Here is a 26,796-nt window from a genome sequence, read left to right as displayed (position 1 = left end):
CCTACGATCAGCCGAAAATTGCGTTTGGCTGATTTACTACGTCCTGAATCGAGAAACCAAATCGTTTAGGTTAACGGCCAAGCGAGAAAGCTCGTTGCTCGCTGTAAGTGTCTGGCGGGTGCCTTCACTGCTCTGCACTGCAAGGTCGCGGATGCTTATCAGACTACGATCAACATCCCGTGCGACGTGAGCTTGTTCCTCGGATGCGGTTGCAATTTGGATATTCCGATCGTTAATTTCGAGCACGGAATTAATAATTTGCCGCAACGACTGGCCCGCTTGTTCTGCAGTATCTCGCGTGCTGTAGACCTCGGATGTGCTCTTTTGCATAGATTCAACCGCGGCAGAAGAGCCTGCTTGAATCGTGGATATCATCTGTTCAATTTCTTGCGTCGATGTTTGTGTTCGGTGTGCCAGCGCACGAACTTCGTCTGCGACTACTGCGAAACCGCGACCCTGTTCTCCTGCACGAGCCGCTTCTATTGCGGCGTTCAAAGCGAGTAGGTTTGTTTGCTCAGCAATCGCCCTGATCACGCTCAAAACTTTAGTAATGTCTTGCGCCTGGCCCGCGAGTTCTTTCACCTGATCTGATGACACCTCTACCAAGCCTGTCAGGCCGCGCATCGCTGTCAAGGTCTCAGTGACTTTTTGATTCCCGAGATCTGCAGATATGCTTGATTGCATCGCTGCTTCAGATGTGGAATTGGCGTTCCGTGCAACCTCTTCAACAGCCGCGCTCATTTCAGTTACTGCGGTAGCAGCTTGCTCGATTTCGCTATTTTGCTGCTGAAGTGTGCGATCAGCGCTTTCTGTGATCGAGGTCATTTCGACGGCCGCGGTGCTCAGTTGGGTTGAAGCTCCCGAAATTTCCAAAATGGTGTGTCGCAAATTTTTCTGCATAAGATTCAGTGCATGCATCAAACGCGAAGCTTCATCTGAACCTGTTACTTCAAGATCATGGGTGAGGTCGCCAGCAGCGATATTTTCCGCCAATTTAAGTGATGAACTGATTGGGCCTACGATGCTATTAGTGAACAAGATCGCCAGTGCTATGGTTAAGACAAATGCCACGATCAGCACTGCTATCAGGACTTTTACGCTATGGGTATATACGTCGGTCGCGTCTACTCCAGATACCACGGCCTGGCGTGCATTTTGCTCTCGCAGCAATGTCAGTTGCTCTTGATAGACGGTCGCTCTTTGTGCCTGTTCTGTATTGGCAAAGATCAAAGCCTGATCATGATCAGATGAATCCAAAGCGATTACTTTTTTGAGGCCGTCGACGTAAGCATTCATAGCCTGATTGGCCTTCGCGAACTGGATTTCGTCCTGCTCACCAGACATTAAATGTGCACGATAGAAATCAGTCTTCGCCTGAAGTGTCTGTATAGCTTCTTCGACCTTTGACAGCGAGAAATCATGCACCTCTGCCGTGGTACTTGAGAGCATGCGGATACTTTCAAGACGGGCGTGGAGGAGGGCGATCTGAATATCGTCAATGACCTGAATGCTTGGAAGGGAGTTTTGCTCAATGGCCTGTTCTGTAGCGCGTAGCCGATCAATTTGCAGATAAGAGAAGCCCGCCAAGCTGATCAGTAGGAGTGTGATTAAGCCAAAACAGACGAAAGCTCGCCGCGCGATACTCAAGGATCTCAATTTCATTTAGGCCTCCGAGGGCCGGATTTAGTAGCGTGGCATTTCCACGTAATTTCAAGGATCACGAACGCAGGCAGCATTTTCATGCGGCATACTGACTTCCAGCTGCAGCTTGCAGGCATATACCTGAAACGAGGTATGCAAAAAAATGTATTGGAATGATAGATGTGCTAAATAATTGCGCGCTAAGTAATTTCGTGTGCGCTCGCTATGTGCGGTTCACCATTTTTTTGGCTACGGCACGTCCGGGGCGTGCCATGCTAAAAGCGAGCATTTACAAGCACGGCACCTTGCAGGACTCTCCAGACATGCTGACGTATGGGGGGCGTTTGGATTTGGACAGAGCACTATGGACAAGCGGCTTGCAGGTCTTTCATTTCTACTTACCCTTGGTTGGGTGACCGCTGTCGTGTTCGTCATGTGGTTTTTCAGCGGATAGATCCAATTCAATAAGCTCTGAGCCCTGGTTCCTAACGTTGCCCACAGCCTTGCTAACAGGGAACCACTCAAACTCTTCAGTGGGCTGGCATAGGTCCTTTGCGATTTCTTCCGCGCGAGCAGGCGAAATATCAGGATCAAGCCATTCGTTGGCGTGCTCCGGAGTAAGAACCAATGGGCGGCGGTCGTGAATATCAACCATGCCCTGATCGCTGGCAGCAGTGATGATGACGAAACCGTCACCTCCGTGCGGGTCAAGGCCTAGATGTACCTGGGCAAGTGCTCCGAAGAACATCGGTTTTCTGCTTTTGAGCCGAATGAAATATGGCTGCTTCTTTTTCGGGTCGCCCGGGTCTTTGACCCACTCATACCAGCCTTCGCTAGGTACGATCGCACGGCCAGTCGGCCAAAGCTGTTTGAAAAATTTACCAGTCGTGACGGTTTCTACCCGAGCATTTATCGGGTCAGGTCGTTTGCCTTTAGCCCAGAAGGGCGCCCACCCCCAGTGCACAGCGTCAATGTGCAACCCATCCTCTTTGCTGTGCAGCAGTTGCACACGCGTCGACGGTGCGACGTTGAACCGGTTTATAGGTTCTGCGTCGTAGCCACTGAAAAGCTCGATCTGAGGGCTCAGCTCCTCGATATAGATCGCCATCCCCTCGTACTGAACGAATCGGCCACACATAGACTTCTCCACACGTCGGGTGCCTGGAACGGTTTTACTGTCGCCCATCTCTATACGGTAGACCTTCACGTGTGCGATTCGTCATGACCTTCGATATTCGGCAAATAAGCGAGCTTAGAGCCTGGCTTGCCCTCGATGATGACCCTGCGTTTGTTAGCGGGACGCCCGAGTACAGGTACGAGACCCGCCTGGCAATGACTGATGGCCTCAAAAGCCGAGGAATCATCGACACTGCCGAGTGGCGCGAGCTGGTGTCCGAGGCCAGCACCGCGTACACCGAAGAGGTGGCTTGAACCGCCCGCTTGTCAGATATCTCTTACACGAAATTGACCACAAGCCATCTGCGCTATTAACTGTACATTCGTACAGTATCTGTAAAAGGCTGCGTCATGAGCTTCTCAATTTTAGGTCCTATCGCCGAGGGTGGCACGAAGCTGCCCTTTTGCTCTTTTCGGGTGCCCGCCGGCTTTCCATCGCCGGCGGCCGATCACATCGAGCAGCACATCTCATTGGATGAGGTCCTAAATATCAGGGCGCCGCACGTCTATCTCATCGCGATTACTGGCGAAAGTATGCAAGGGGCGGGAATTTTTGAGGGAGACTTGGCAGTTGTGGACCGGTCAATTGAGCCGGTCCACGGGCACATCGTTGTCGCTCTCTTGAATAATGATCCTGTATGCAAGCGACTTTGCAAACGTGGGAAAGAGGTGATTCTTTTATCTGAAAACCCAAAATACCCAGCGCGGTATGTCCTGGAGGGCGATGAGCTATCGATCTGGGGCGTGATCACCAGCACAGTGCGTAGTCATGTCTAAATCGCCTGTATTCGCACTTGTCGATTGCAACCGTTTCTACGCTAGCTGTGAGCGCGTGTTTCGCCCGGATCTGGCGCGCGTCCCAATCGTTGTCTTGAGTAACAATGATGGCTGTGTCATTGCGCGTAGCTATGAAGCTTCTCCCTTCGTCAAAATGGGCGAACCGTATTTTCAGATTAAGCACAAGCTCAGACAGCACGGAATTGTGGCCTTCTCGTCGAATTATGCGCTGTACGGGGATATGAGCCAGCGCGTCATGAGCGTGATTGAATCGCTGGTGCCAGCCGTTGAGGTGTATTCGATTGATGAAGCATTTGCAGACCTGACCGGGATTGCCGGTTTGGATGCTCTGGGCCGACAGATCCGTGCCCAGGTGCTCCGATGTACCGGCATTCCGGTTGGTGTAGGTATTGCCCATACAAAGACTTTGGCCAAGCTGGCCAACCACACGGCAAAGCGACTGCAAGCTCAAACCGGTGGCGTGGTGAACATCACCGATCCGGTCAAGCGCGATTGGGTGCTGCGTAATACTGACGTCTGCGAAGTGTGGGGCGTAGGCCGCAAAATGAAGCTCCACCTCGACGCCATGGGCATAAAGTCAGCGATGGACCTGTCCAAGGCAGATCCTTGGACGCTCCGTAAGAAATTCAGCGTAGTGATCGAAAAGACGGCGCGGGAGCTGGCCGGCACATCGTGTCTGGAACTTGACGAGCCCGACCCGCCCAAGCAAGAAATATGCTGCAGCCGGATGTTCGGCAAACGGCTGACCGATCTGCCGCCGATCAAGGAAGCGGTAGCCACCTACATGATGCGGGCGTCAGAGAAGCTCCGCGCCCAAAACTCACTTTGCAAAAAGGTCCGCGTCTGTATCCGCACAGGCATGTTCAATCCGGAGGAGGCGAAGTACGCCAACGGCGTGGTGGTGGATATGCCATACCCCACCGATGACGTGCGCCTGCTCACGAAAGCCGCTGTTGATGCGCTCGACAGGATTTTTCGGCCGGGTTTCAAATACAGCAAGGCCGAGGTGATGCTGCTCAACCTGTGTCAGCCAGGCGAATACACAGATGATCTTTTTGCAATATCGCAGCCGACCGAGGCAACCCAGGTCATGAGCGTCCTTGATCAGATCAACGAGAGGTGGGGAAGGGGAACGCTTCGTTCTGCTAGCGTGCCCACCAATCCCGACTGGGGTATGCGTCGGGAGATGATGAGCCAGAGTTACACCACCAAGCTGGACCAGCTTTGGGCTGTAGCCTGCAAGTAGCTGTTATTCAGGACTCATCAGTACCGCCAGAGTCAGTTTGATGAACTCCTCGTTATCGTCGATGGCTTGAAGAGCGCCTCGAACATTTTCTGCTACCTCGGCGGAGCCGCGCTGCTCCACCCAGTTGGACAATTCCAGGATGGACGCTTCGAGGGCGAGTTGGTTTTCGTAGAGCTTAGAAAGCAGGGAAGGGAGTAGATCTGAATTCGGCATTGGTGTTCCTCCGGAGAGTGAACAGCGTAGTAGTGCGTGTGTTTTTTTGGTAGTTGTGTTCGTTCGGCAGGACGCCGGGGAAGGGATAATTGCGGAACAGCTTGTAAAACTGCGGAACAAAATAGATAAGGGCCTGCATGAAGTTCATCATGCAAGCCCTTGATATCTGTGGTGCCCGAACCCGGAATCGAACCGGGACGCCCTTACGGGCGGGGGATTTTAAGTCCCATGCGTCTACCAGTTTCGCCATTCGGGCGGTAGCGCGGTGTAGCAGGGTTGGGAATATATAGATCCTGTCGCTTCGGCGCAACCTCGAAGCGCGCTTTCCTGCATAAAGATACCGATGAAAAAGCGTGGCAGATCAGTGATCTACAGGGCCTTTGGGTTAAGTCCTGATGAATGCTTGCGCCGCAGGAACACGCCTCATAAATGACAGTCATAGCGACATGCCATCCCGGCAAATCGCAAAGGAGTCAGTTGATGCTCAGTGTCCGTAGGCGTTCTTGGATGATGGCTGCAGGCGTGGTGGGGCTGTTGGGTGCGGCGATAGCTGGCCCGGCGCAGGCGGCGAGTGCGGTGCGGTGGGGAGAGTTCAGTGCATCGTCGACAGACAGATTGACGGGCGCCTCGGTAGAGGCGGGCAATACCTATGTGTTGAAGTCGTCGAGTATTTCCGTCGGCGATATCGAGGCGTTGCAAGCGGCGCAAAAGCGTAGCGAAAGCGAGCTGCAAAGCCTGAAAACCAAAATGGATGATCAGGATCGTGCATTTGACGAGTTCAAGCGTAAAGACGGGTCGAGTTCCAGCAGCAGTGATAGCCAGTTGTCGAGTCTCAAGCGCACGGTGGATGAGCAGAAAAATACGATAGATCGGCAGAAAGACGAAATCGCCGGCCTCAAGCGCGGCCTGGATGATTTGAAGCGCAGTGTGGAAACGTTGAGCAGCAAGGTGAAGTAAAGGAGAGGGCTTGCTCGGGAAAGCGGTGCTTCAGTAACTGGCTCAGTGCCTGACGTACCGCATTCGCGAGCAAGCCCGCTCCCACAAGATTTGTGTAATGCGCTGTGCCCGCGTTCAGTCAATCAGTGCCAGCAGGTCGGTAGTACCCACGTCCACGCCAGCCTGGGTCAGCAGTGTTGTCACCTGGCCCCGGTGGTGGGTCTGGTGGTTGAAAAAGTGCACCAGCAGGCTGAAGAAGGGCTTCTCGCCTGCCACGCCGCGCATGTTGTGGTAGCGCAGGCGCTGGTCCAGATGAGACTCCTGCAGCGTGTTGGCCCAATCAATGATCAATTGATCCAGCCAGGCGCGATGGGCTGACAGTTCACTCAAGTTGGCAAAGGCCAATTGCTTGAGATCCACCGGTGTAGGGATGTCACTCAACGGTGCCAACGCGCGAAAGCCCGCCGGATGTTCGGCAAAGCGCTTGAGCCAGACTGTGTCACCCAGCGTCAGGTGGTTCAAGGTGCCGAGGATCGAGCCGAAAAACGCCTGGCGATCCACCGTCAACTCCGCGTCGGTCAAGGTGCCGGCGGCGGCGTAGACCTTACGGTTCATCCATTGATTGTAGTGGGCCATCAACCCAATATGCTCGATGCGGTTCACCGCGGTTCTCCCTTGACGGCATGGTGGCGACATCATAAAGCTTGCCCGCCCGGCGGTCATGGTGTTCCATCGCAGGCGAACTATGTTTGATAAACGCCATTATTGCGCCCCGGGAGGGCGACACCATGAATACCAGCGATCTACTGGAACAACTGTGGCGAGCAGGGCAGCAAGGCGGCGGCGCTTCGGGCGGCGGCCTGGGCGGATTGCTTGGAGGTTTGTTGAAAAACGCCGGTACCGGCAATGCATCAGCCGGTGGCGGCTTGGGTGGTTTACTGGGTGGCCTGGGTGGCTTGTTGGGCGGCGCTCCGGCAGGCGGCACGACCCAGACGCGTAGCAGCGGCGGAATGAATTACGCGGCGCTGGCATCCCTCGGCATGGCCGCCTTCCAGGCGTATCAAGCGTGGCAACGTCAGCAGGCGACTGCGCCGCAGCAAGCCATCCAGACCGTTGACCAGCTTGAAGGGCCTGAAGCCGAAGCCCATAGCCACGGCGTACTGCGTGCAATGATCGCAGCAGCCAAGGCGGACGGCAGGATCGATGAGCAAGAGAAAAAGATGATCTCTACCGAGATCGGCCTTCATACCGACGATCCACAACTGCAGCAGTGGCTCGACGCCGAAGTCGCCAAGCCACTGGATGCCGCAGATTTCGCTGAATATGCCAAGGACCCGGCAATCGCTTCGGAGATTTACCTGGCCAGCGTCCTGCTGGTCAATGATCAGCAGGACGCCGAGCGAAACTACCTGGACGATCTGGCCGGGCAGCTGCAAATCGACCCCCAGTTGCAGGTACACCTGGAGCAACAGGCCAAGGCCTAGAACCTGAAAGTAGCCCCAGTGGTCAGCCACTGGGCACGGTCCCCAGTCAAACTGCGCCCGACCACCAGGTCCACGTCGACAAACTTGCCGACGTGGAATCTCGGCCCCGCCTGCCATGCTTGTTCACCGCCTTCCTGGCCATAGCGTTCGCCAATCAACGTCAACACCTGCGCAAGCTGGTATTCGAAACCCATGCCCCAGGTCAGGCGGTGCTGTTGCGCGCCGTCGTTATAGGCATGGGTCCAGCCGGCATTCAGGTTCAGGCGCAATGCATCCATGGCCTGCCACGTTAACGGCAGGTTGAAGTCAGCGCCGTCGAATGCGTGCTGACGATCGAGGGCAATGTGCGCCCCGGCGGCGATTGCCAGCTCCAGCCCCAAGTCTTCTCGCGACAACAACTGCGCCTTCACCTGTGGGCTGACTTGCGTTTCGCCCTTTCCCGCGTCAGTGGCCCGCGATAGAGCCGCGCCCCACTGCACCCATGGCATACCACTGAACGTGCAGGCCGGGGACAAGGTTTCGTTGTGCGTACTGCCTGCGTGCCGATTGGCGGTGTGCCAGGCATCGATGTTGCATTCGCCAGGCGCATTGATCGCGCCATCATCCACCACGTAGGCGCCGCCGGCAGCATTCGCCTTGGAAACCAGGGCGAGGATTAACAGCGTGCCCAGCGTCACGCCGATAAAGATCAGGTTGCGCTGCAAGGCGCGGCGCTTGGCCGGTGGCAAGAGCAGCAGGGTGGGACGCGCCCTGCGCAAATGGCGCGCGCGATATTTGGCAAACCCGTCCGGGTGCTTCGGGTTGTGTGGGGTGTGCATGGTGCACCTCGCTTGAATTCAGCTTTCTACGGTCAGCACCGAAATGCCGCTGGCTTTGGCCTGGCAGACCAGCTCCGAGGTATCGTCACCGCCGGGCAGGGCGATGATCAGGTCGGGGCGGCTGTCGGCCAGCATGAAGTGGTTGCGTTGGCGTTCCGCCTGTTTGCCGTGGCGCTGCCAATTGGGTGGGTAGCGCACCACGTCGATACCGATTTCCCGCGCCCATTCCTCGATCTCGCTGCCGAGGAACTGGTTGCCGCCGTGGATCAACACCTGCACTGGGTGCAGGCGGTGGTAAGCGTCCAGCACGTGGCGGGACTTTTTGGTGTCGGCGTAATGACGACCTGCACAGATCAAGACGCGCATAGGGAGCATCCTTGTATTGCACGGTGGCGGCCGGGCGACCACCACCGTTTGAATGGCGGGGGATCAGTACCACTGCTTGAAGCGGCGGATGTAGATCGTTTTCATCAGTTGAGCGACGCAGCAGTAAGCCAGCAGGGTGCCTACCAGCCATGGGAAGTACGCCATCGGCAGCGGTTGCAGACCCACCAGGGTGCCTAGCGGCGAGAACGGCACGTAGATGCCCAAGGCGATCACAATGCAGGTCATCATCAACACCGGCCATGCGGCCGTGCTCTGGAAGAACGGAATCTTGCGGGTGCGCAGCATATGCACCACCAGGGTTTGCGAAAGCAGCCCTTCGATAAACCAGCCGGACTGGAACAGCGTCTGCATTTCCACACTGTTGGCCGAGAACACGTACCACATCAGGGCAAAGGTGGTGATGTCGAAGATTGATGAGGTCGGCCCGATCCAGATCATGAAGCGGCCGATATTTTTTGCATCCCACTTGCGCGGTTTGGCCAGGTACTCCTTGTCCATCTTGTCCCACGGCAGAGCCAATTGGGAGATGTCGTACATCAGGTTCTGCAGCAGCAGGTGGATCGCCAGCATCGGCATGAACGGAATGAACGCACTGGCTACCAGCACCGAGAACACGTTGCCGAAGTTGGAGCTGGCGGTCATGTTCAGGTACTTCATGATATTGCCGAAGGTTTCGCGGCCCTTGAGCACGCCTTCTTCCAGCACCATCAGGCTCTTTTCCAGCAGGATGATGTCGGCCGACTCCTTGGCGATATCCGTGCCGCTGTCCACCGAAATACCCACGTCGGCATCCCGTAGCGCCGGTGCATCGTTGATGCCGTCGCCGAGAAAGCCCACCGTATGGCCGTTGGCTTGCAGCGCCTTGAGCACACGGGATTTTTGCAGCGGTGTCAGCTTGGCGAACACCGTGCGTTCTTCCACGCGGCGCAGCAGGGTGGCGTCGTCCATGGCTTCGATTTCCACGCCCAGCAGCGGCTGGCCGGGTTCGAGGCCAACCTGGCGGCAGATCTTGCTGGTGACCACCGCGTTATCGCCGGTCAACACTTTGACCGCCACGCCAATCTGTTGCAGCGCGGCAATTGCCGGGCCCGCGGTTTCCTTCGGCGGGTCGAGGAAGGTCAGGAAGCCCTGGATCACCAGGTTGCGTTCATCGGCAGTGGTGTATTGCTGACGCGCCAATGCCTTGGGGATATGGCGGGTTGCGACCACCAGTACCCGGAAACCGTCTTCGTTGTAGTCGTTGGCAATCGCCAGCAGTGCCTCGCGACGGCGATCGTCCAGGGGTACGGCGGCGCCGTCTTCCAGGGTGTGGGTTGAAATGCTCAGCATCTCTTCCACGGCCCCTTTGCACACCAGCAACTGGTCACCGGCGGCATCCTTGACCACGATCGACAGGCGACGGCGTACAAAGTCGAAGGGCAATTCATCGACCTTGCTGTAGGCAAATGGCACCTGGAACTTGGGGTTTTGCGCCGAGAACTGCACCACGGCCTGGTCCATCAGGTTCTTCATGCCGCTCTGGTGAAAGCTGTTGAGCCAGGCCAGGGACAGCACCGCGTCGTCGCGCTGGCCGAAGGCGTTGACGTGATGCTCAAGGATGATCTTGTCCTGGGTCAGGGTGCCGGTCTTGTCGGTGCACAGCACATCCATTGAACCGAAGTTCTGGATCGCGTTGAGGCGCTTGACCACCACTTTGCGCTTGGCCATGGCTGTAGCGCCTTTGGCCAGGTTGGCACTGACGATCATCGGCAGCATTTCCGGGGTCAGGCCGACGGCCACCGCCAGGGCAAACAGGAAGGCATCGCCCCAGTCCCCCTTGGAGAAGCCATTGAGTAAGAACACGATCGGCACCATCACCAACATGAAGCGGATCAGCAGCCAACTGACACTGTTCACGCCACGGTCGAAGGCGGTTTGCACCCGCGAGCCGACAATCGCCTTGGCCAGGGAGCCGAAGTAAGTGCGCGGTCCGGTAGCCACCACCACCGCCTTGGCGCGGCCGCTCACCACGTTAGTGCCCATAAAGCAGATGTTCGGCAGGTCCAGCAGATTGCCTTGGTCGGCGGCGAGGTTGGAGGCGGATTTTTGCGTGACATCGCCCAGGGTGTCGTACTTCTCCACCGGCAAGGCTTCACCGGTCAGCACGGCCTGGCTGATAAATAGGTCGCGTGACTCGATCAGGCGGATGTCGGCGGGGATCATGTCGCCGGCCGACAACTGCACGATGTCGCCGGCCACCAGATCGCGCATCGGCACTTCGCGCAAAGTGGGCTGGGCGCCGACCTCTTCGCGACGTAGCACGGTGGCGGTGGTGCGTACCATCGCCTTCAGGGCCTCGGCGGATTTGGCCGAGCGGTGTTCCTGCCAGAAGCGCAGCAGGCTGCTGAGCAACACCATGGTCATGATGATGATGACTTTGGTCAGATCGACTTCTTCACCCGCCTGCAGTGGCAACCAATAGTCGGTGACAAAGCTGATGCCGCCCAGGGTCAACAGCACGTAGATGAACGGGTTGTTCAGTGCCTGCAGGAACTGGACGATGGCGTGTGGCGGCTTGTCATGGGCGACTTCGTTATAGCCTTCCCGTTGCAGACGCGCCGAGGCGTCCAGTTCGGTCAGGCCGTCCTGGGTGGCTCGTACATTGGCGAGGGTGGCCGCCAGGCCATTCTGGGCTTCACGGGCGGCGCGCATCGACAGCTTGGTGTCGGCAGCGGTGCCATTTTTCTTGTGCAGAGGCGTGTTTTTTACGGCGCTCATTGTCTGTACTCCTGTCGCCAATTCTCGACAAAACATACCCGGTACTTACCTGCATACAGGCGAGCGAAAGCATGCCGAGCCGCGGACTTCGCGATCGGTTTAAATAAAGTGTTCAGGTAACTTCTACAATGCCCGCTAACAGCGCATTAATTAACTTGCGCGCAGCGGGCTCCTACTGGACTTGTTCATAAAGAACTCCAGGGCATCAATAAGAAAGTTGTTGTTTCCAGCCAGGTCAGGCGGCGCGAGCGCTCACGTAAAGACCGAGCATCAAGCTGGCTTGCGCCAGGCTGGAAACCTTGGGTCTCTGTGGGTCTTGAGGGTCGGCGTGATCCCAGTGCTGCACCAGTTGGCCGCTGTCAGGGCAGATACGCCAGTGCGCCAGCGGCGGTACCGGGCGTACTTGGGAGGAGGGTGCAGCAAAGGCCGGGCGGGTTGGCCTGAAGCCCACGGGCTCGCGGCACAGCTTGGCGCGCAAGGCTGCGGCCAGTGTAGGTACATCGGGTAAAGCAATGAGTTGGAAGGTCATAACACACCTCGGGACCGGACACGCGACCGGTGAGGCAGTTACGGTGGAGCATCGAGCTCTAGCGCAGCTTACCGGACCTGGAAGGCGAGTCCTGTCATATTCTGGGTTTGGCGCCCGATGCCCGCAGAGGCGGTGCTCGGACAGCGACTAGATACTGTGTCCATTGGCTTCTTTTGTGAGGTTTAAAAAAGGCCCCAGTTGCGGGCACGGGCAATCTACTCAGAGCGTTACAGAATGTCAACGCATGATTAACTAAATTAGTCCGCGTTCAGAGTTTGTTCAGACAAGAGGCATGTTCAAGTTACTGGCCAGATAACTTTATATACCTTGCGCGGCGAGTATCGCCAGATAGATCAATACTAAACCGCACGCCGCATAACTCACGCGTTGCCAGGTCGGTGATGCGTTCTTGCGCAGCAGATTCACCAACGCGGCGGTGAGAAAACACGAGAGCACCGACGCCAGCATGAATCCGGCAAAAAACATCAGGGTCTGCCCCTGGCTGGGGGTTGCGCCGACGATGCCGGACAGGGCGCTGCCCAGGGCGCCCCAGTAGACAATATTCTTCGGGTTGGCCAGGGAGATCGCCGCGCCTACGGCCAACGCATTTTTGCCTGAGCTGGCAGGGACGTTGTCGGTTGCGGGTAACTGCCACGCATCAATCAGGCTGCGGATGCCCAGCCAGGCCAGGTACAGCGCGCAGAAGATCGTCAGTGGCACTCGCACCGCATCATGCTGAATCAGCAGTGCGATACCGGTGAGGCCGATCACTGCCCAGACTGCATCGCCTACGAGGGAACCAAACTGCACCATCAGGGCCGGTGTGAAACCATGCAGCAAGCCGCGACGCAGGGTCTCTGCCAGCACCGCGCCAGGAGACAGGCAAAACACAAAACCGAATACCAGCGCATAGACAAAGATCGACAGCATGCCCGTGTCCTTTCAGGAAAGTGCGAAAGCATACGTCAGCGCAGGGTTAAGAAACCATGCAGATTTTAATGGTCCACGATCCAAATGTGGGAGGGGGCTTGCCCCCGATAGCAGTGTGTCAGTCAGCTCATCTGTAGCTGACCCTCCGCTATCGGGAGCAAGCCCCCTCCCACATTGAGGCTATACGCTCAAGTTCAACCTTCAATTCATCCGCGCCGAGGCTGGCAAATGGCAGCGCAAAAAACGCCTCGCAGCGAGCGGCAATAATGTCGAGGGTGGCCTTGAATGCAGCGTCTACCTGGGCTTCATCACCCTGCACGTGGGAAGGGTCCTGCAACCCCCAATGCGCCTTCACCGCCGCACCGAAATACACAGGGCAAGCTTCCCCGGCCGCGTTGTCGCACACCGTGATGACCACATCCGGCGGGCTGCCTTCAAAGGCGTCATTGCCCTTGCTGTACAAACCTTCGGTGCTGATGCCGGCTGCCTGCAGCGTGCTCAGGCTGCGGGGCAAAACCTGGCCCTTGGGGAAACTGCCGGAGCTGATCGCTTCGAAGCCCTCAGGCGCCATGTGATTGAACATGGCTTCGGACAAGATGCTACGGCAACTGTTGGCGGTACACATGAACAGCACTTTCATTGCAGGCTCCTTTAAACGCTCAGGCGCAAGGCGAGGGCAGCGAGGGTGATCAACAGCACCGGCAAAGTCAGCACGATTCCGACCTTGAAGTAGTAACCCCAAGTGATAGTGATGCCTTTGCGTGCCAGGATATGCAGCCACAGCAAGGTGGCCAAACTGCCTATGGGGGTGATTTTAGGGCCCAGGTCGCTGCCGATCACATTGGCGTAGATCATCGCGTCCTTGACCACGCCCACAGCATGGCTGGACTCGATGGAGAGTGCGCCGATCAGCACCGTCGGCAGGTTATTCATCGCCGATGAGAGCAGTGCCGTCAGCACCCCTGTGCCCATAGCCGCGCCCCACACACCATAGGTGGCGAAAGTGTCGAGCCAGGTGGCCAGGTAGTCGGTCAGGCCGGCGTTACGCAGCCCATACACCACCAGGTACATGCCCAGGGAAAAGATCACGATCTGCCAGGGCGCTTCCTTGAGGACTTTACGCGTGGAAATCTTATGGCCCTTGGCGGCAATCACCAGCAGCAGTACGGCGCAGGCGGCGGAAATCGCACTGATGGGAATGCCCAGAGGTTCCAGGGCGAAACAGCCGATGAGCAGAATACCCAGTACCCACCAACCGGCGCGGAACGTCGCGGGGTCGTGGATGGCACTGGCGGGGTCTTCCAGGTCGGCCGGGTCGTAGGTCTGGGGAATGTCCCGGCGGAAAAACCACAGCAGCACTGCCAGGGTCGCGGCCACGCTGACCAGGTTCACCGGCACCATCACGGCGGCATATTCGTTGAAGCCGATCTTGAAATAATCAGCCGAGACGATGTTTACCAGGTTCGATACCACCAATGGCAGGCTCGCCGTATCGGCGATAAACCCCGCGCCCATGACGAATGCCAGGGTCGCTGCCGGTGAAAAACGCAGGGCCAGCAGCATCGACATCACGATGGGCGTGAGAATCAACGCCGCACCGTCATTGGCAAACAGCGCCGACACCAGCGCACCCAGCAGCACCATATAGGCAAACAACCGCCGTCCGCGGCCACGCCCCCAACGCGCCACATGCAGGGCTGTCCAGGCAAAGAAGCCGGCTTCGTCCAGCAACAGGCTGATGATGATCAGTGCGACGAAGGTACCGGTGGCATTCCAGATGATGTGCCACACCACCGGGATGTCCGCCAGGCTGATCACCCCGCAACCCAGGGCCAGGATCGCGCCCAGGCTGGCACTCCAGCCCACGCCAAGGCCCTTGGGCTGCCAGATGACCAGTACGATGGTGACGAGGAAAATCGCAATTGCGACAAGCATGAATAAACGCTCCGATGGCTCAGCAGCAGGTGCTGGCCCGTTGTGGTCTGTCGCCCATTGCATCCAGACGCAGCGCGTCGTTCTGCAACCATGGCTGGTTGGCTTGCAGGGTGGTGTCCAGCACCTGTGTGACCCAGGCGGGCAGTGCCGGGTTGATGCGGTAGTAGATCCATTGCCCTTGACGGCGGTCCAGCAGCAGCCCGCAACTGCGCAGTTGCGCCAGATGACGGGAGATCTTCGGCTGGCTATCGTCCAAGGCATGGATCAGTTCGCATACGCAAAGTTCGCCTTCGCGCAGGATCAATAGGGTCATCCGAGTGCGGGTGGCATCAGCCAGGCACTTGAACAGGGTGGGAGGAGAGAGGAGATCCGACATGATCAGGGTATCCATATATGGTTATTCGAATATACGTATTTCCATATGTTTCGGTCAAATCCTGTTTCAGTTGATGTGGATCAAATGCCCGTGAAACAGCCACAACTGTTTGAAATTAAAATGAAACACAAAGGTCCTACAGTGCCTGCTCATTGCTGATGAAGGAAGAACCCGCGTGACCCGTGCCACTCGCAACCTGCGCAAGACCCTGGATTCCGTCGCGGAAAATAACGAAACCGCGGCGTTCGACCTGATGCGCGCCGTGGAAAAACTCGGTGACGAAGTGCTGCGCCAGCGCCTGCTCAACACCATCCACCGGCTGAACCAGGACGCGTACGAACTGCGTGAAGCGCGGGATTCGGTGGAGCAGGTTTCGGTGAGGCTCGCCTGAGCAAGATCGTTCAAGACAAGCCCCTGATTGCACTGGCATGCTTGTCGACTGTCCGTCGATGAGCCGTTTCCATGCCCACTGCATTACCTCATTACGCCTTCACTCGCGGCGCCATCGCCGTTATTCCCTTGTCTCTTGCCTGCGCCCCGTGGGGGTTGCTCGCCGGCTCCATGGCCATCGATGCGCAATTTACCCCGCTGCAAGCCCAAGGCTTGTCTGCCATCGTGTTTGCCGGTGCGGCGCAGTTGGTGGCCATCGGCATGGTCAAGAGCGGTGCCAGCCTGATATCCATCGTACTCACCACTTTGTTACTGACCTCCCAGCATCTGCTCTATGGCATGCACATGCGTCCCACGCTGTCGTCGCTCAATGTCCGGTGGCGCATGAGCCTGGGTTTCCTGCTGACCGATGAATTCTTTGCCCTGGTCAACCACTATGACCGCCAGACCTTCAATCGCTGGTACGCATTGGGCGTCGGCCTGACGTTTTACATCATCTGGAACCTCTTCACCCTGGCCGGCATTGTGTTGGGCAAAAGCATTCCGGGCCTTGATCAGCTGGGGCTGGAGTTTTCCATTGCCGCAACCTTTATCGCCCTGATCACTCCGGTGGTGCGTGATGTGCCGACCGTGGTGTGTGTCGCGGTCTCGCTGCTGTGTTCGGTGTGGTTGAGTTATTTGCACTGGGAGTCGGCGGTAGTGGTCTCGGGTGTACTGGGGATGAGCGCAGGTTTTGCCTGCAAGCGATTGGGAGTTGGGCAGCGATGATTTACCTGATGATTGTGGCCATGGGTCTTGTGGTGTTTTTCAACCGCTACCTGTTTATCGAGCCACGTTTGCCGGTGAGGCTTAATCGTGGCGCCCGTGAGTTCCTGGGCTTTGCCGTGCCGGGGATGCTTACGGCGATCTGCGGGCCGATTATTTTTCTGGCAGATCACCGGCTCAACCTGAGCCCGAGCAACCCTTACTTGCTCGCAGGTATCTGCGCCGTGGCCTTGATGTTCTGGACGCGCAGTGTGCTGATCACTGTGCTGTTGAGCATGGCGCTGTTCTATCTGTTTCGCTGGTGGTTCTGACGCCAGGGCAAAAAAAAGCCCGCGGGAGGGCGGGCAGAAGGGAGACTTCCGAAAAATGAGCTTGGCCACTATAGACGGCGGGTTGGCCCGTCACAGTGAAACAAAGTTCATGGGCGCGTCAGTTGGCCGCGGCACAGTGGTAGAGTCACGGTTTTTCCAAGGAAGCACAGGCATGTTCAAGATGGTAATCGGCGCATTGGTACTGGCCGCACTGGCCGGTTGCGCGGGCTCGAAGATGAAAGAGGCGCGTGCAGGCAGCCCCTATAAAACCCTGGCATCGGACAAGGCCACCCTGGTGGTCGCCCAGTGCATTCAGTTCGGCTGGCAGGATGAGCGCGTGTTCGGCGTTGATGCCGGCGGTTTCAAGGAGCCCACCGAGGCAGGTGGCTACACCGTCTACACCACGGCCGGCGACTACTTTGTTGACATACAAAGCACAGGGGCGGGTTCTACCGTCAAATACTATGCCGTGGAGGACAACATGCCAGCCAAACGTCGCCTGGCAGCGCTTGCCACTTGTCTGTAATACCTTGCCTTGACCCGATTCCGAAACGCCTGGCGGGACAGCCGCCGGGCATTGCCTTATGATTCAATCGCTCGCTCGACGTTATGGCTCTTTACCGGTACACGGATGTCGAGGCTTAAACGTCGAGCGAGCACCTCTTTGTTCAGCCTCAACGCGGCATAAAACCCAAGTGCCAGCGCCGCGGAATCATCAATGTCACCAGCCCCAATAACCCCGCCAATGCACCACTGACCCACAGTGCGCGCAGTCCCATTTGCTGCTCCAGCAGTGCGCCGATCACGGCACCGACAAACATTCCGGCCCACGGAATCAATTGCACGCGCCAACCATTGCGACGCTCGCCCATTACCCAGCGCCCCAGCCCGCGACCAAAGCGTGAGAGCGCCCCGGTGACGTAAGTGAGCCCCACGGGTAATCCGTTCACTTCTTCGACCGCCGCGTTGAGCATGCCCATGGCAATAATTGCCGCGAGCAACGCGGGCAAGGTGTCGGTCGCCGGCAACAGCGCCGCGCCGCAGAGCAAGGCGCCGATGCACAGCAACAACGGCAGTGCGTGGCGCTTGCTGAAACGGCTGACCACCACACCCAAGGCATTACCGACCACAAAGGTGGCAACCAGCAACACCAGACGCCCGGTGAGCCCCAGGTCACCCGCGCTGATGGCCACCGCCAGGCGCGTGGTGTTGCCGCTCATGAACGAGACGAAATCGCCGCTGGCCATAAAGCCAATGGCATCGGTCATGCCCGCCAGCACCGACAGGCAGGCCACCAGCATCAAGCCCACGCGGCCACGCCAGCGCTGGCGATGGGCGAGCGTGGCATTGGTGTAAGGCTTGCGGGACGAAGGCAGCATGGGGCTGGGTTCCACGATGAGATTATTCGGCCACTACCGTAGGACGCTTTGCGTGTATGCGCAATGACTTCAGGCACGTTCCAGTTGCCAGCCTGTGGGGTGCCAGGTCAGATGATGAGTCGGCTCGATCGCCTGCAAGAATGCAGGGTCGTGTGACACGGCCAGCATCGCGCCGGTAAATCCCTTCAAGGCCTGCTCAAAGGCAAGCACCGACTCCAGGTCCAAGTGGTTGGTGGGTTCATCCAGGAGCAACAATTGCGCTGGTGTATCACGCCACAAGGCAACGGCCATGGCGGCTTTCAAGCGCTCGCCACCGCTGAGTTGCCCGGTCGGCCGCGTGACCCGCGAAGCATCCAGCTGCAGCAGCGCCAGGCGCGTGCGCAGTTCGGCTTCGGCCAACGGCGTGTCGAGCAGGTTGAGCTGCTCGACAACGCTGCACCGGTCATCCAGCAACGCCAACTGCTGATCGATATAAGCGCTGGGCACCGCCACTGTGCACCCGCCACTGATCGCCTGCCACTGGCCTGCGAGTAATTTGAGCAGGGTGGATTTACCGCAACCGTTCGGCCCGCGTACGGCAACGCGTGCGGCCCCCGACAGGCTGATCGTCAGGTAGGTGCCCGACGCCTTGGGGTCGAGCCAGGGCAATTGCGCACGTTCCAGAGTCAGGACCTGCCGGCCGTTGGGTACTGCCGAGCCTGGCAAGGCGAGCAGGGTCGGCGTCTCATCCACTACGCGCGCGTAGGCTTGGCGCACCTGGGCGTCGAGTTGGTGTTTGTGATCGTGGTGGGCACTGCGCACCGTGCTGACGACTTCCTTGGCTGCGCTTTTCCAGCGGGCCTTGGTAAAACGGTCGACGTTGGCGGTCTCGGCCTGCTTGCGTGAGCGCGCAGCATGGCGCTGGAGGCTGTCATGGTCTTTTTGCAAGCGCCGACGCTCACGGCTACGTTCCTGGCGCGCATGTTCCCATGCGGCGATAGCGGCGTGCTGTTGGGTATCGCGTTGCTGTCGATAGGCAGCGTAGTTGCCGCCATACACCTGAACGCCAAGGGGCGATAATTCGATGATGCGCGCCATGGTGTCGAGTAATTGGCGGTCATGGCTGACCACCACCAGGCCGCCGCGCCAATCAGCCAGTTCGCGCAACAGCCACTCGCGCCCGGCGCTGTCGAGGTGGTTGCTGGGTTCGTCCAGAATCAACAACTGCGGCGCCGCCAACAGCGCTCCGATCAGCGCGACCCTGGCCAGTTGGCCGCCGCTGAGTCGGTCGGATTGAGTGTCGGCGGCAAGTGTTGGCAAGCCTGCGGCATCCAATGCCAGGCGCAGACGCTCTGCGAGGTCCCAGCGATCATCGATCAGTTCCAGATCGCCCAGGCGGCCATCGCCGCGTGCCATACGCTCCAGGGCGGCCAGGGCAGGGGCGGTGCCGGTGATATGGGCGACAGTTTCTCCCGCTTGAATCGTCAACGCCTGGGGCACATAGATCAGGCTGAGCGGTCTTTTCAACGTGCCTGAAGACGGTTGCAGGATGCCGGCCATCAACTTCGCCAGGATACTTTTACCACGGCCATTGCGCCCGACGATGCCGGTGTGGGTGCGATCAATGGACAGGTTCACGTCCTCCAGCAAGGTTTCGCCATTGGCGAACTGGAAAGACACATGTTGCAGGGAAACAAGAACGGGCAGCCGGTTGACGTCAGTCATCAGCACCTCCAAAAAAATGTCGAACAGGCCAACAAGCGCGCCAGGCGGCTCGTTGCGGATACATTTTGGAAGGCTTAGTTGTTCACGTCGGCGCTCGTCCCATAAATCAGAAGGGGCGCAAAGGCTAACCCACCTTGGCTTTGTGCGGCAAGTCTTCGGCCAGCTTCTCCAGGAACATCGCCAGGGCGACTTCCTCGGCTTTCAGACCCTTGCGCACTCGTGGCTTGGGCAGTTTCGACAGTTCGCCGAGGCTGAAATGCTCAAGCACCGCGGGGTGGATGTAGCACTTGCGGCACACGGCGGGCGTGTTGCCCAACTGCCTGGCCACGTCCTTGACCATTCCTACCACGTGCCGCTTGGCGTCTGACTCCGGCTGCCACGCCAACTCGCGCAACACCGCCAATGCCATCGCCGTGCCCGCCCAGGTGCGGTAATCCTTGGCGGTGAAGTCTTCGCCGGTGAGTTCGTGCAGGTAAGCGTTGACGTCATGGGAACTGACGGTGTGGCGTTCACCGTCTTCGTCCAGGTACTGGAACAGGTTCTGCCCGGGCAATTCCATGCAGCGCTTGACCACGCGGGCCAGGCGTCGGTCCTTGACGCTCACTTGGTGCTCGACACCGCTTTTGCCGCGAAACTGAAACTGGATTTCGCTGCCCTTGATGTCCACATGGCGATTGCGCAGGGTGGTCAGGCCGTAGGATTTATTCTCGCGGGCGTATTGGATATTGCCGACGCGGATCAGCGTGGCGTCCAGCAACGTCACCACCGTGGCCAGCACCTTTTCGCGGGTAAAGCCGGGCTCGGCGATTTGGGCTTCCAGCTGTTTGCGCAATTTTGGCAAGGCGCTGCCGAATGCCTGCAACCGCGAATACTTGTCGCTGTCACGCACTTCGCGCCAGCGTGGGTGGTAACGGTATTGCTTGCGGCCACGGGCGTCGCGGCCGGTGGCTTGCAGATGGCCGCGCGGGTCGGCGCAGATCCACACATCGGTGTAGGCGGGCGGTACCGCCAGCGCGTTCAGACGTTTTATTTCATCAGCATCGGTAATGCGCTGGCCTTTTGCGTCCAGGTATTGAAACTTGCCCCGCAGCTTTTTACGGCGGATTCCAGGCTGGGTGTCATCCACATAATGCAGGTCACGGGGCAGGTCGGCGGGCAACGAAGAGTCGGGCATGGTGCGGGTTCCTTGGCAACAAATCAGGCCGGTATGTCTGATTGACCGCAGCGTTTTGCGGTCGTGCCAATTGCTTAAGCCAGCACCGCCACCGCCTTGATTTGCGCCCACAGCACCTGGCCCGGATGCAGTTGCAGCTGGTCGCGGGAGAAACGCGTGATACGTGCCAGCAATGGTGTGCCGCCGGCATCCAGGCGTACCAGGACATGGGCGCTGTTATCCGCCCCCATGTCCTGGATGACGGTCACGGGCAAACGATTGAGGATGCTGCTGTGTTCGTCCGCTTGCAGGTTGAGGCTCACATCCCGTGCCTGGATCTTGACCCGCAACGGTTTACCCACCGCCACCGGCGCATGGGCCACGCGAATCTGCAATAGGCAGTCAGGCAGCTGCAGGGTGAGCAACTGATAGTGCGCGTCGTAGGCAATGACGCTGCCGGCGATCACCACGCCGGCATCGTCGCCCAGGGCCAGGGGCAAATCGAGGCGCGCCAGGGTTTCGCCGATGGGGCCGCTGGCCAGGGCCTTGCCGTCGCTGAGCAGGACGATATGGTCGGCCAGGCGCGCGACTTCATCCTGGGCATGGCTGACGTAGAGCACCGGGATATCCAGCTCGTCGTGCAGGCGCTCCAGGTACGGCAGGATCTCGTTTTTGCGTTTGCTGTCCAAGGCGGCCAGCGGTTCATCCATCAGTAACAGCCTGGGGCTGGTGAGCAAGGCCCTGGCGATACCGATGCGCTGACGCTCGCCCCCGGACAGGTGTTGTGGGTGACGCTCAAGCAGGTGACCGATGCCCAGCAGCTCGGTGGCCTGGGCCATATCCACACGCCGTTGCGCGCGCGGGATGCGCTTGAGGCCGAACTCCAGATTGGCCCGCACCGACAGGTGAGCAAACAGGCTTGCCTCTTGGAATACATACCCCAAGGCACGTTTATGCGGTGGTACGAACAGCCCGTTGCGGCTGTCTTGCCAGACCTCATCATTGATCTGTACAAAACCCTCCTCGGCGCGCTCCAAACCGGCGATACAGCGCAGGCAAGTGGTCTTGCCGGAGCCGGACTGTCCATATAACGCGGTCACCCCACGCCCAGGCAATTGCAGGTCCACGTCCAGCGCAAAGGCGGAATATTTCAAGTTCAGGCGTATATCAATCATCGCGATCAGCTCCAGCCCATCCTGGTTTTGCGGCTGGAGTACAACGCCAGCAATACGAGGAACGCGAACACCACCATGGCGCCGGCCAACCAATGGGCCTGGGCATATTCCATGGCTTCGACGTGGTCGTATATTTGCACCGAGACTACTCGGGTCTTGTCCGGGATATTGCCGCCGATCATCAACACCACGCCGAACTCGCCGACGGTATGGGCAAAGCCGAGGATCGACGCGGTGATAAAACCCGGGCGTGCCAGGGGCAGGATCACTGTGAAAAACGTGTCCCACGGATTGGCGCGCAAGGTCGCGGCTACTTCCAATGGGCGTGTACCGATGGCGGAAAAGGCGTTCTGCAACGGCTGCACCACGAACGGCATGGAATAGATCACCGAGCCGATCACCAGCCCGGCAAAACTGAATGTAAGCGTGCCCAGGCCCAGCCATTGGGTGAACTGGCCGAAGTAACCGTTGGGGCCCATGGTCAACAGCAAGTAGAAACCGATGACCGTTGGCGGCAGCACCAACGGTAATGCGACTACTGCACCGACGGGGCCGCGCCACCATGAGGTGGTGCGCGACAGCCACAGGGCTATCGGAGTGCCGATGATCAACAGGATCACAGTCGTCAGTGACGCCAGTTTGATGGTCAACCAGATCGCGGAAAAATCAGCACTCGACAGGGGCATTTACAGCTCGTAGCCGTAGGATTTGATGATGGCAGCGGCTTTCGGGCCTTTCAGGTACTCAACCAGCGCCTTGGCAGCGGCGCTGTCCTTGCCTTTGTTGAGGATCACGGCGTCCTGTTTGATCGGGTCATGCATGGATGCCGGAACAATCCACGCCGAACCGCTGGTGACTTTGCCGTCTTTATAGATCTGCGACAAGGCGACAAAGCCCAGCTCGGCATTCCCGGTGGATACGAACTGATAGGCCTGGGTGATGTTCTGGCCTTCGACGAGCTTGTCCTTGACCTGCGCGGTCAAACCTTGCTTGGCCAGTACCTGGGTGGCGGCCAGGCCATAGGGCGCGGCTTTGGGGTTGGCGATGGACAGGTGCTTGAATTGATTGTGCTTGAGCACTTCACCTTTGGCGTCCACGTAGCCTGCTGTTGCCGACCACAGCGCAAGGGTGCCGACGGCGTAGGTAAAGCGCGACCCCTTGACCGTCTGGCCTTCGCTTTCGAGCTTCTGGGGGGTAGTGTCATCGGCGCTGAGGAACACCTCGAACGGCGCGCCGTTCTTGATCTGGGTGTAGAACTGCCCGGTAGCACCGTAGGCTGCGATGAGCGTGTGGCCGGTGTCTTTTTCGAAGTCGGCGGCAATTGCCTGGATCGGCGCGGTGAAGTTGGCGGCCACGGCCACCTGCACTTCACCGGCATGGGCCGAACCCAGCACGAACACGGCAAGCAGGGGGGCCAGGCGCGAGATACGGTTCATCGTGAAGCGACTCCTTGGGCTGTACGGGGCGTTCAGGTAGAAGGCTCTACCGCTATGTATGGGAATATATAGCGGTTGGCCATTGTCGGTACAGTGCAAAGTTGCCGCTGATGTCAGTGGCGCGCGAGTCCGGTCAATGCCTGCTCGGACAATTGACGCGTCAGGTCATAAGTGGACAGGTCTTTGCCAAGCCCCAGTGCCTGGCCCGCCCACAGGTTGCTGAAACCTGCTTCATCCTTGGCCTTGAGCGGCATTAACGCACCTCCGGCTTTGGGGAATGCCGGGGCGCTCGGGTTGATCGGGCCGAGCTCCCGCATCACGCGGTTGACGATGCCCCGCGCCGGGCGGCCGGTGAAGAGGTTGGTCAGTGCCGTCTCACTGGCATGGGCATGGCGCAGCGCGTGGTGGTGCGAGGCGGTGATGCTGGCTTCGGGCGTGAACAGGTACGCCGTGCCGATCTGGACTGCCGAGGCGCCCAGGGCAAGGGCCGCGACGATGCCACGCGCATCACCGATGCCGCCTGCGGCAATCACCGGCACGCTGACTGCGTCGACCACTTGCGGCACCAGTGCCATCAACCCGATCTGGCTGTTCAGGTCATCGCTGAGGAATAGGCCACGGTGCCCACCTGCTTCAATGCCCATGGCAATAATTGCGTCGCAGCCGTGTTTTTCCAGCCAGATCGCTTCCTCAACGGTGGTGGCCGATGACAGCACTTTGGCGCCCGTGGCTTTTACCCGATCGAGCAAGGACTTTTCCGGCAGACCAAAATGAAAGCTCACGACTTCCGGGCGCAGTTGTTCCACCAACTGGCACGCCGCGTCGTTGAACGGTGCGCGATTGGACACGGGGGTGGGCGCATCAAAATCGGCACCAAGTTCGTGATAGTAGGGTTGCAGCACATCCTTCCAATGGCGGTCACGCTCTTCATCGGCCACAGGCGGCTGATGGCAGAAGAAGTTCAGATTCAACGGCCGTGTACTGGCCTGGCGGATGACAGTGACCGCTTCACGCAGTTGCTCGATACTCAGCGCTGCGGCAGGCATGGAACCCAGCGCCCCCGCGCGTTGGGCAGCGATGACCATGGCGGTGGTCGTCGCGCCGGCCATTGGCGCCTGGATGATCGGCACGTCGATGCCCAGCAGGTCGAGAATACGGATGTCTGGCCAGGTGCTCATGGGATGCGTCTCCAGCGTTAGTAGGGCATTTCGCTGTTTTAGCAGGGCCGTTGGCTCCGGGCCACTCTGTTTTATTCACTGGACGAGAATGGCATTTTATGAGGAGGGGGTTTCGCGCTTCAGCAGCTCACGTTTGCGCTCCACCCCCCAGCGGTACCCCGACAGTTCGCCATTGCTGCGTACCACACGATGACAGGGAATCGCCACCGCCAGGTGGTTGGCACCACAGGCCTGGGCCACGGCGCGAAAGGCGGTGGGCGCACCGATGTGCTTGGCTATCTGGGCATAGCTGGCAGTACTTCCTACCGGGATTTCGCGCAATGCCTGCCATACCCGTTCCTGAAAGGCAGTGCCGCGCAGGTCCAGAGGCAGATCCAGGCCCAGGGCAGGGGCTTCGACAAAGCCCACCACCTGGGCGACCAGTTGTTCGAAATCCTGATCCGCGCCAACCAACTCTGCCTTGGGAAACTGATCTTGCAGGTCGCGCACCAGTTTATCCGGATCATCCCCGAGCAAAATCGCACACACGCCACGCTGACTCTGCGCCACCAGAATTGCGCCCAGCGAGCATTGGCCGACGGCGAAGCGAATGGTGTTATTGACGCCGCCGCCTTTGTAGTCCTTGGGTTTCATGCCGAGTAGCTGGTCAGCCGCTTCATAAAAACGGCTGTTGGCGTTAAAGCCTGCGTCATACAGGGCGTCTGTCACCGACTGCTGCCCCTTGAGGCCATCGCGGACCTTGCGTGAGCGCAGGGCGCTGGCGTAGCGCTTGGGGGTCAAGCCGGTGCCGGCTTTGAACACACGGTGGAAGTGGAACGGGCTCAACCCGGCCTGGCCTGCCAGTACATCCAGGCTCGGGGGCGTTTCAGCCTGTTCGATCAGCCGGCAGGCGTCGGCGACTAACTGCGCATGGTAAGCCGCCAGTTGAGTCTGATCGCCCGTAGCGCGTTTGCTGGCACGATAACCCGCGGCTTCGGCCTGGGCCGGTGTGTCGAAGAACTCGATATTCTCAGGGCGTGGCAAACGCGAAGCACTGCTGGGGCGGCAATACACGCCCGTGGTTTTCACGCCGTAGACAAACAGGGCATCTGCCTTGGCATCGCGGGCAATGATGGCGGCCCAGCGCGGATCGTGTTCGTTGTTCATGGCCTGCACTCCAGACGGTTCAGGGGCAGATTAAGCGGGTCGCCCACCGGTAAAACTCCGAAGCTTGCGGTCAAATTAGCCGGCGGTGCGAAAGGTCAGGTTGATGCGCTGTGCCCCCATGACCGGATGCTCGCCGGCCTTGATCGGCATCACCCCATGAAAGCGCAGGCGATCAACCCCGCCCCACACCACCACATCGCCATGGAACAGCGAGACTTTTTGCGTTTTGTCACTGCGCTCATGGCCACCGAACAGGAAAATCGCCGGCAGGCCAAGGGACACCGAGACCACCGGCGCGCTGTAGCTGCGCTCGTTCTTGTCCTGGTGCAGGGACATCTTTGCCCCTGGCACGTAACGGTTGATCAGGCAAGCGTCAGGCAGAAAGTCGCGGAAGCCGGCCTCGGTTGCCGCCGCCATGGCCAGTTGGCGCAACGCATCCGGCATGGCCGGCCAGGGTTGCTGGTTGCGCGGGTCGAGTGGGCTGTAGCGATAGCCGCGGGTATCGGTGGTCCAGCCCAGTTCGCCGCAACTGCTCAGCGCTGCCGACATGGTAAAGCCACCGGGCGTGACCATTTGCCGAAAGGGGGACTGGGCCAGCACGCGCCGCAACTCAGGTAGCAACCGCTCAATCCAGGGCAGGGCATAGCCCCTTAGAACGTAGGACTCTTCACCGATCTGCTCGCGCCCGGCAGGTTGTTGCAGGGCATCATCGGCGAACAAATCGGCAGTAGGGCCCGGCATGACTTACAGCGCCTTGCTCACGGTGATGTCGGTAATTACGTCGCTGGCATCGTGACTTTCCGCCAGGGCTTGCTTGGCTTCTTCGACGCTGTTGCTTTGCAACTGGGCAAATTCGAAGCGGCGTTCGCCGTTGAGCTTGTACTTGATGACGTATTTGGTCGTAGGGGTCACTGCTTTTTTCCTGTCAGTTGC

Annotated in this window: 30 protein-coding genes and 1 tRNA gene; 8 read left to right on the top strand and 23 right to left on the bottom strand. The window is 58.9% G+C overall.

From position 1 onward, the window contains the following. Window positions 1-36: 36 nt before the first annotated feature. Together E4O98_RS18255 and E4O98_RS18250 are read right to left on the bottom strand one after the other, a co-directional pair. A complete protein-coding gene (locus E4O98_RS18255; protein ID WP_248135830.1) occupies window positions 37-1,662 on the bottom strand; it encodes a methyl-accepting chemotaxis protein in 1,626 nt (541 codons plus the stop codon). Window positions 1,663-2,035: 373 nt separating this feature from the next. Beyond that, window positions 2,036-2,779: an SOS response-associated peptidase family protein gene (locus E4O98_RS18250; RefSeq protein ID WP_248135966.1), complete on the bottom strand. Its 744-nt coding sequence runs from the start codon at window positions 2,777-2,779 to the stop codon at window positions 2,036-2,038. A gap of 389 nt (window positions 2,780-3,168) precedes the next feature. Here E4O98_RS18250 and E4O98_RS18245 point away from each other — a divergent pair, with 389 nt between their 5' ends. Both E4O98_RS18245 and umuC read left to right on the top strand, forming a co-directional pair. Next, window positions 3,169-3,594 (top strand): S24 family peptidase, encoded by a 426-nt coding sequence (locus E4O98_RS18245; protein ID WP_032880717.1) that lies wholly within the window; start codon window positions 3,169-3,171, stop codon window positions 3,592-3,594. Next, window positions 3,587-4,861: a translesion error-prone DNA polymerase V subunit UmuC gene (umuC, locus tag E4O98_RS18240; protein WP_248135829.1), complete on the top strand. Its 1,275-nt coding sequence runs from the start codon at window positions 3,587-3,589 to the stop codon at window positions 4,859-4,861. Before E4O98_RS18245 ends, umuC begins: the two co-directional genes overlap by 8 nt. Window positions 4,862-4,864: 3 nt before the next feature. On the opposite strand, the gene E4O98_RS18235 is transcribed toward umuC, so the two are convergent. Together E4O98_RS18235 and E4O98_RS18230 are read right to left on the bottom strand one after the other, a co-directional pair. After that, on the bottom strand, window positions 4,865-5,074 hold the full coding sequence (locus tag E4O98_RS18235; protein ID WP_228308661.1) for a hypothetical protein: 210 nt from the start codon (window positions 5,072-5,074) through the stop codon (window positions 4,865-4,867). A gap of 169 nt (window positions 5,075-5,243) precedes the next feature. Further along, window positions 5,244-5,330: transfer RNA gene (locus E4O98_RS18230), tRNA-Leu, on the bottom strand. A 224-nt stretch (window positions 5,331-5,554) separates the two neighbouring features. Between E4O98_RS18230 and E4O98_RS18225 the strand changes: the two genes are divergently transcribed. Next, a complete protein-coding gene (locus E4O98_RS18225) occupies window positions 5,555-6,031 on the top strand; it encodes a hypothetical protein (protein ID WP_228308390.1) in 477 nt (158 codons plus the stop codon). Between the two features lie 114 nt (window positions 6,032-6,145). On the opposite strand, the gene E4O98_RS18220 is transcribed toward E4O98_RS18225, so the two are convergent. Then, a complete protein-coding gene (locus E4O98_RS18220) occupies window positions 6,146-6,673 on the bottom strand; it encodes a DinB family protein (RefSeq protein WP_248135828.1) in 528 nt (175 codons plus the stop codon). Between the two features lie 125 nt (window positions 6,674-6,798). On the opposite strand from E4O98_RS18220, the gene E4O98_RS18215 reads away from it, so the two are divergent. Next, window positions 6,799-7,494, top strand: coding sequence for a tellurite resistance TerB family protein (locus E4O98_RS18215; protein WP_248135827.1), 696 nt, complete (start codon window positions 6,799-6,801; stop codon window positions 7,492-7,494). Here E4O98_RS18215 and E4O98_RS18210 read toward each other — a convergent pair. The 8 genes from E4O98_RS18210 to E4O98_RS18175 all read right to left on the bottom strand — a co-directional run bounded on the left by E4O98_RS18210 (window position 7,491) and on the right by E4O98_RS18175 (window position 15,226). Continuing rightward, complete coding sequence (locus E4O98_RS18210) at window positions 7,491-8,312, bottom strand: hypothetical protein (RefSeq protein WP_248135826.1); 822 nt, start codon at window positions 8,310-8,312, stop codon at window positions 7,491-7,493. The genes E4O98_RS18215 and E4O98_RS18210 overlap by 4 nt on opposite strands. An 18-nt stretch (window positions 8,313-8,330) precedes the next feature. Continuing rightward, the gene (locus tag E4O98_RS18205) at window positions 8,331-8,678 is read right to left on the bottom strand and encodes a DUF2493 domain-containing protein (protein WP_005788155.1); all 348 of its coding nucleotides are present in this window, start codon (window positions 8,676-8,678) and stop codon (window positions 8,331-8,333) included. Window positions 8,679-8,741: 63 nt separating this feature from the next. Then, window positions 8,742-11,456: a magnesium-translocating P-type ATPase gene (gene mgtA / locus E4O98_RS18200; RefSeq protein ID WP_248135825.1), complete on the bottom strand. Its 2,715-nt coding sequence runs from the start codon at window positions 11,454-11,456 to the stop codon at window positions 8,742-8,744. Window positions 11,457-11,691: 235 nt separating this feature from the next. After that, window positions 11,692-11,985, bottom strand: coding sequence for a hypothetical protein (locus E4O98_RS18195; RefSeq protein ID WP_078821317.1), 294 nt, complete (start codon window positions 11,983-11,985; stop codon window positions 11,692-11,694). A 318-nt stretch (window positions 11,986-12,303) separates the two neighbouring features. Beyond that, window positions 12,304-12,915, bottom strand: coding sequence for a LysE family transporter (locus E4O98_RS18190; protein WP_103735132.1), 612 nt, complete (start codon window positions 12,913-12,915; stop codon window positions 12,304-12,306). A gap of 148 nt (window positions 12,916-13,063) precedes the next feature. Next, entirely contained in the window at window positions 13,064-13,555 is a 492-nt protein-coding gene (locus E4O98_RS18185; RefSeq protein ID WP_032875512.1) for an arsenate reductase ArsC, read from the bottom strand. Between the two features lie 11 nt (window positions 13,556-13,566). Beyond that, a complete protein-coding gene (locus E4O98_RS18180; RefSeq protein ID WP_078821319.1) occupies window positions 13,567-14,850 on the bottom strand; it encodes an arsenic transporter in 1,284 nt (427 codons plus the stop codon). 19 nt (window positions 14,851-14,869) lie between these two features. Then, on the bottom strand, window positions 14,870-15,226 hold the full coding sequence (locus tag E4O98_RS18175) for a metalloregulator ArsR/SmtB family transcription factor (protein WP_032880957.1): 357 nt from the start codon (window positions 15,224-15,226) through the stop codon (window positions 14,870-14,872). Window positions 15,227-15,401: 175 nt separating this feature from the next. On the opposite strand from E4O98_RS18175, the gene E4O98_RS18170 reads away from it, so the two are divergent. The 4 genes from E4O98_RS18170 (at window position 15,402) to E4O98_RS18155 (ending at window position 17,218) form a co-directional block, all read left to right on the top strand. Then, window positions 15,402-15,617 carry a hypothetical protein gene (locus E4O98_RS18170; RefSeq protein WP_005788169.1) on the top strand — a complete coding sequence of 72 codons (216 nt, stop codon included), beginning with the start codon at window positions 15,402-15,404 and terminating at the stop codon, window positions 15,615-15,617. 71 nt (window positions 15,618-15,688) lie between these two features. Beyond that, window positions 15,689-16,384: an AzlC family ABC transporter permease gene (locus tag E4O98_RS18165; RefSeq protein WP_005788171.1), complete on the top strand. Its 696-nt coding sequence runs from the start codon at window positions 15,689-15,691 to the stop codon at window positions 16,382-16,384. Continuing rightward, a complete protein-coding gene (locus E4O98_RS18160; RefSeq protein WP_005788173.1) occupies window positions 16,381-16,692 on the top strand; it encodes an AzlD domain-containing protein in 312 nt (103 codons plus the stop codon). Before E4O98_RS18165 ends, E4O98_RS18160 begins: the two co-directional genes overlap by 4 nt. 172 nt (window positions 16,693-16,864) lie before the next feature. Further along, window positions 16,865-17,218: a hypothetical protein gene (locus tag E4O98_RS18155; RefSeq protein ID WP_005788175.1), complete on the top strand. Its 354-nt coding sequence runs from the start codon at window positions 16,865-16,867 to the stop codon at window positions 17,216-17,218. Between the two features lie 148 nt (window positions 17,219-17,366). Here the strand turns inward: E4O98_RS18155 and E4O98_RS18150 are convergent, their stop codons facing one another. From E4O98_RS18150 to E4O98_RS18105, 10 genes are all read right to left on the bottom strand, one after another. Then, window positions 17,367-18,071: a YoaK family protein gene (locus tag E4O98_RS18150; protein WP_032875504.1), complete on the bottom strand. Its 705-nt coding sequence runs from the start codon at window positions 18,069-18,071 to the stop codon at window positions 17,367-17,369. A 69-nt stretch (window positions 18,072-18,140) separates the two neighbouring features. Beyond that, entirely contained in the window at window positions 18,141-19,775 is a 1,635-nt protein-coding gene (locus E4O98_RS18145; RefSeq protein WP_248135824.1) for an ABC-F family ATP-binding cassette domain-containing protein, read from the bottom strand. 124 nt (window positions 19,776-19,899) lie between these two features. Continuing rightward, entirely contained in the window at window positions 19,900-20,949 is a 1,050-nt protein-coding gene (locus tag E4O98_RS18140; protein ID WP_248135823.1) for a DNA topoisomerase IB, read from the bottom strand. 74 nt (window positions 20,950-21,023) lie between these two features. Continuing rightward, window positions 21,024-22,103, bottom strand: a complete 1,080-nt coding sequence (modC, locus tag E4O98_RS18135) for a molybdenum ABC transporter ATP-binding protein (RefSeq protein WP_223018342.1) — start codon at window positions 22,101-22,103, stop codon at window positions 21,024-21,026. Window positions 22,104-22,108: 5 nt separating this feature from the next. Continuing rightward, on the bottom strand, window positions 22,109-22,789 hold the full coding sequence (gene modB, locus E4O98_RS18130) for a molybdate ABC transporter permease subunit (protein ID WP_005788186.1): 681 nt from the start codon (window positions 22,787-22,789) through the stop codon (window positions 22,109-22,111). After that, window positions 22,790-23,539: a molybdate ABC transporter substrate-binding protein gene (modA, locus tag E4O98_RS18125; protein ID WP_148854598.1), complete on the bottom strand. Its 750-nt coding sequence runs from the start codon at window positions 23,537-23,539 to the stop codon at window positions 22,790-22,792. Between the two features lie 113 nt (window positions 23,540-23,652). Beyond that, a complete protein-coding gene (locus tag E4O98_RS18120; protein ID WP_248135822.1) occupies window positions 23,653-24,717 on the bottom strand; it encodes a nitronate monooxygenase in 1,065 nt (354 codons plus the stop codon). A 96-nt stretch (window positions 24,718-24,813) separates the two neighbouring features. Further along, window positions 24,814-25,863 (bottom strand): bifunctional DNA-binding transcriptional regulator/O6-methylguanine-DNA methyltransferase Ada, encoded by a 1,050-nt coding sequence (ada, locus tag E4O98_RS18115; RefSeq protein ID WP_248128684.1) that lies wholly within the window; start codon window positions 25,861-25,863, stop codon window positions 24,814-24,816. A gap of 75 nt (window positions 25,864-25,938) precedes the next feature. Further along, complete coding sequence (gene alkB, locus E4O98_RS18110; RefSeq protein WP_032875491.1) at window positions 25,939-26,604, bottom strand: DNA oxidative demethylase AlkB; 666 nt, start codon at window positions 26,602-26,604, stop codon at window positions 25,939-25,941. Window positions 26,605-26,607: 3 nt separating this feature from the next. Then, window positions 26,608-26,775: a hypothetical protein gene (locus E4O98_RS18105; RefSeq protein ID WP_164699482.1), complete on the bottom strand. Its 168-nt coding sequence runs from the start codon at window positions 26,773-26,775 to the stop codon at window positions 26,608-26,610. Between the last annotated feature and the right edge of the window lie 21 nt (window positions 26,776-26,796).

This window comes from Pseudomonas sp. W2Jun17, assembly GCF_023127795.1.
Classification (GTDB): domain Bacteria; phylum Pseudomonadota; class Gammaproteobacteria; order Pseudomonadales; family Pseudomonadaceae; genus Aquipseudomonas; species Aquipseudomonas synxantha_A.
This window is presented reverse-complemented; position numbering and strand designations above follow the sequence as displayed.

Coding starts and splice junctions, on each gene's coding strand:
- E4O98_RS18255 (WP_248135830.1), bottom strand. CDS start 1,662: ATGAAATTGAGATCCTTGAGTATCGCGCGGCGAGCTTTCGTCTGTTTT.
- E4O98_RS18250 (WP_248135966.1), bottom strand. CDS start 2,779: ATGTGTGGCCGATTCGTTCAGTACGAGGGGATGGCGATCTATATCGAG.
- E4O98_RS18245 (WP_032880717.1), top strand. CDS start 3,169: ATGAGCTTCTCAATTTTAGGTCCTATCGCCGAGGGTGGCACGAAGCTG.
- umuC (WP_248135829.1), top strand. CDS start 3,587: ATGTCTAAATCGCCTGTATTCGCACTTGTCGATTGCAACCGTTTCTAC.
- E4O98_RS18235 (WP_228308661.1), bottom strand. CDS start 5,074: ATGCCGAATTCAGATCTACTCCCTTCCCTGCTTTCTAAGCTCTACGAA.
- E4O98_RS18225 (WP_228308390.1), top strand. CDS start 5,555: ATGCTCAGTGTCCGTAGGCGTTCTTGGATGATGGCTGCAGGCGTGGTG.
- E4O98_RS18215 (WP_248135827.1), top strand. CDS start 6,799: ATGAATACCAGCGATCTACTGGAACAACTGTGGCGAGCAGGGCAGCAA.
- E4O98_RS18210 (WP_248135826.1), bottom strand. CDS start 8,312: ATGCACACCCCACACAACCCGAAGCACCCGGACGGGTTTGCCAAATAT.
- E4O98_RS18205 (WP_005788155.1), bottom strand. CDS start 8,678: ATGCGCGTCTTGATCTGTGCAGGTCGTCATTACGCCGACACCAAAAAG.
- mgtA (WP_248135825.1), bottom strand. CDS start 11,456: ATGAGCGCCGTAAAAAACACGCCTCTGCACAAGAAAAATGGCACCGCT.
- E4O98_RS18195 (WP_078821317.1), bottom strand. CDS start 11,985: ATGACCTTCCAACTCATTGCTTTACCCGATGTACCTACACTGGCCGCA.
- E4O98_RS18190 (WP_103735132.1), bottom strand. CDS start 12,915: ATGCTGTCGATCTTTGTCTATGCGCTGGTATTCGGTTTTGTGTTTTGC.
- E4O98_RS18185 (WP_032875512.1), bottom strand. CDS start 13,555: ATGAAAGTGCTGTTCATGTGTACCGCCAACAGTTGCCGTAGCATCTTG.
- E4O98_RS18180 (WP_078821319.1), bottom strand. CDS start 14,850: ATGCTTGTCGCAATTGCGATTTTCCTCGTCACCATCGTACTGGTCATC.
- E4O98_RS18175 (WP_032880957.1), bottom strand. CDS start 15,226: ATGTCGGATCTCCTCTCTCCTCCCACCCTGTTCAAGTGCCTGGCTGAT.
- E4O98_RS18165 (WP_005788171.1), top strand. CDS start 15,689: ATGCCCACTGCATTACCTCATTACGCCTTCACTCGCGGCGCCATCGCC.
- E4O98_RS18160 (WP_005788173.1), top strand. CDS start 16,381: ATGATTTACCTGATGATTGTGGCCATGGGTCTTGTGGTGTTTTTCAAC.
- E4O98_RS18155 (WP_005788175.1), top strand. CDS start 16,865: ATGTTCAAGATGGTAATCGGCGCATTGGTACTGGCCGCACTGGCCGGT.
- E4O98_RS18150 (WP_032875504.1), bottom strand. CDS start 18,071: ATGCTGCCTTCGTCCCGCAAGCCTTACACCAATGCCACGCTCGCCCAT.
- E4O98_RS18145 (WP_248135824.1), bottom strand. CDS start 19,775: ATGACTGACGTCAACCGGCTGCCCGTTCTTGTTTCCCTGCAACATGTG.
- E4O98_RS18140 (WP_248135823.1), bottom strand. CDS start 20,949: ATGCCCGACTCTTCGTTGCCCGCCGACCTGCCCCGTGACCTGCATTAT.
- modC (WP_223018342.1), bottom strand. CDS start 22,103: ATGATTGATATACGCCTGAACTTGAAATATTCCGCCTTTGCGCTGGAC.
- modB (WP_005788186.1), bottom strand. CDS start 22,789: ATGCCCCTGTCGAGTGCTGATTTTTCCGCGATCTGGTTGACCATCAAA.
- modA (WP_148854598.1), bottom strand. CDS start 23,539: ATGAACCGTATCTCGCGCCTGGCCCCCCTGCTTGCCGTGTTCGTGCTG.
- E4O98_RS18120 (WP_248135822.1), bottom strand. CDS start 24,717: ATGAGCACCTGGCCAGACATCCGTATTCTCGACCTGCTGGGCATCGAC.
- ada (WP_248128684.1), bottom strand. CDS start 25,863: ATGAACAACGAACACGATCCGCGCTGGGCCGCCATCATTGCCCGCGAT.
- alkB (WP_032875491.1), bottom strand. CDS start 26,604: ATGCCGGGCCCTACTGCCGATTTGTTCGCCGATGATGCCCTGCAACAA.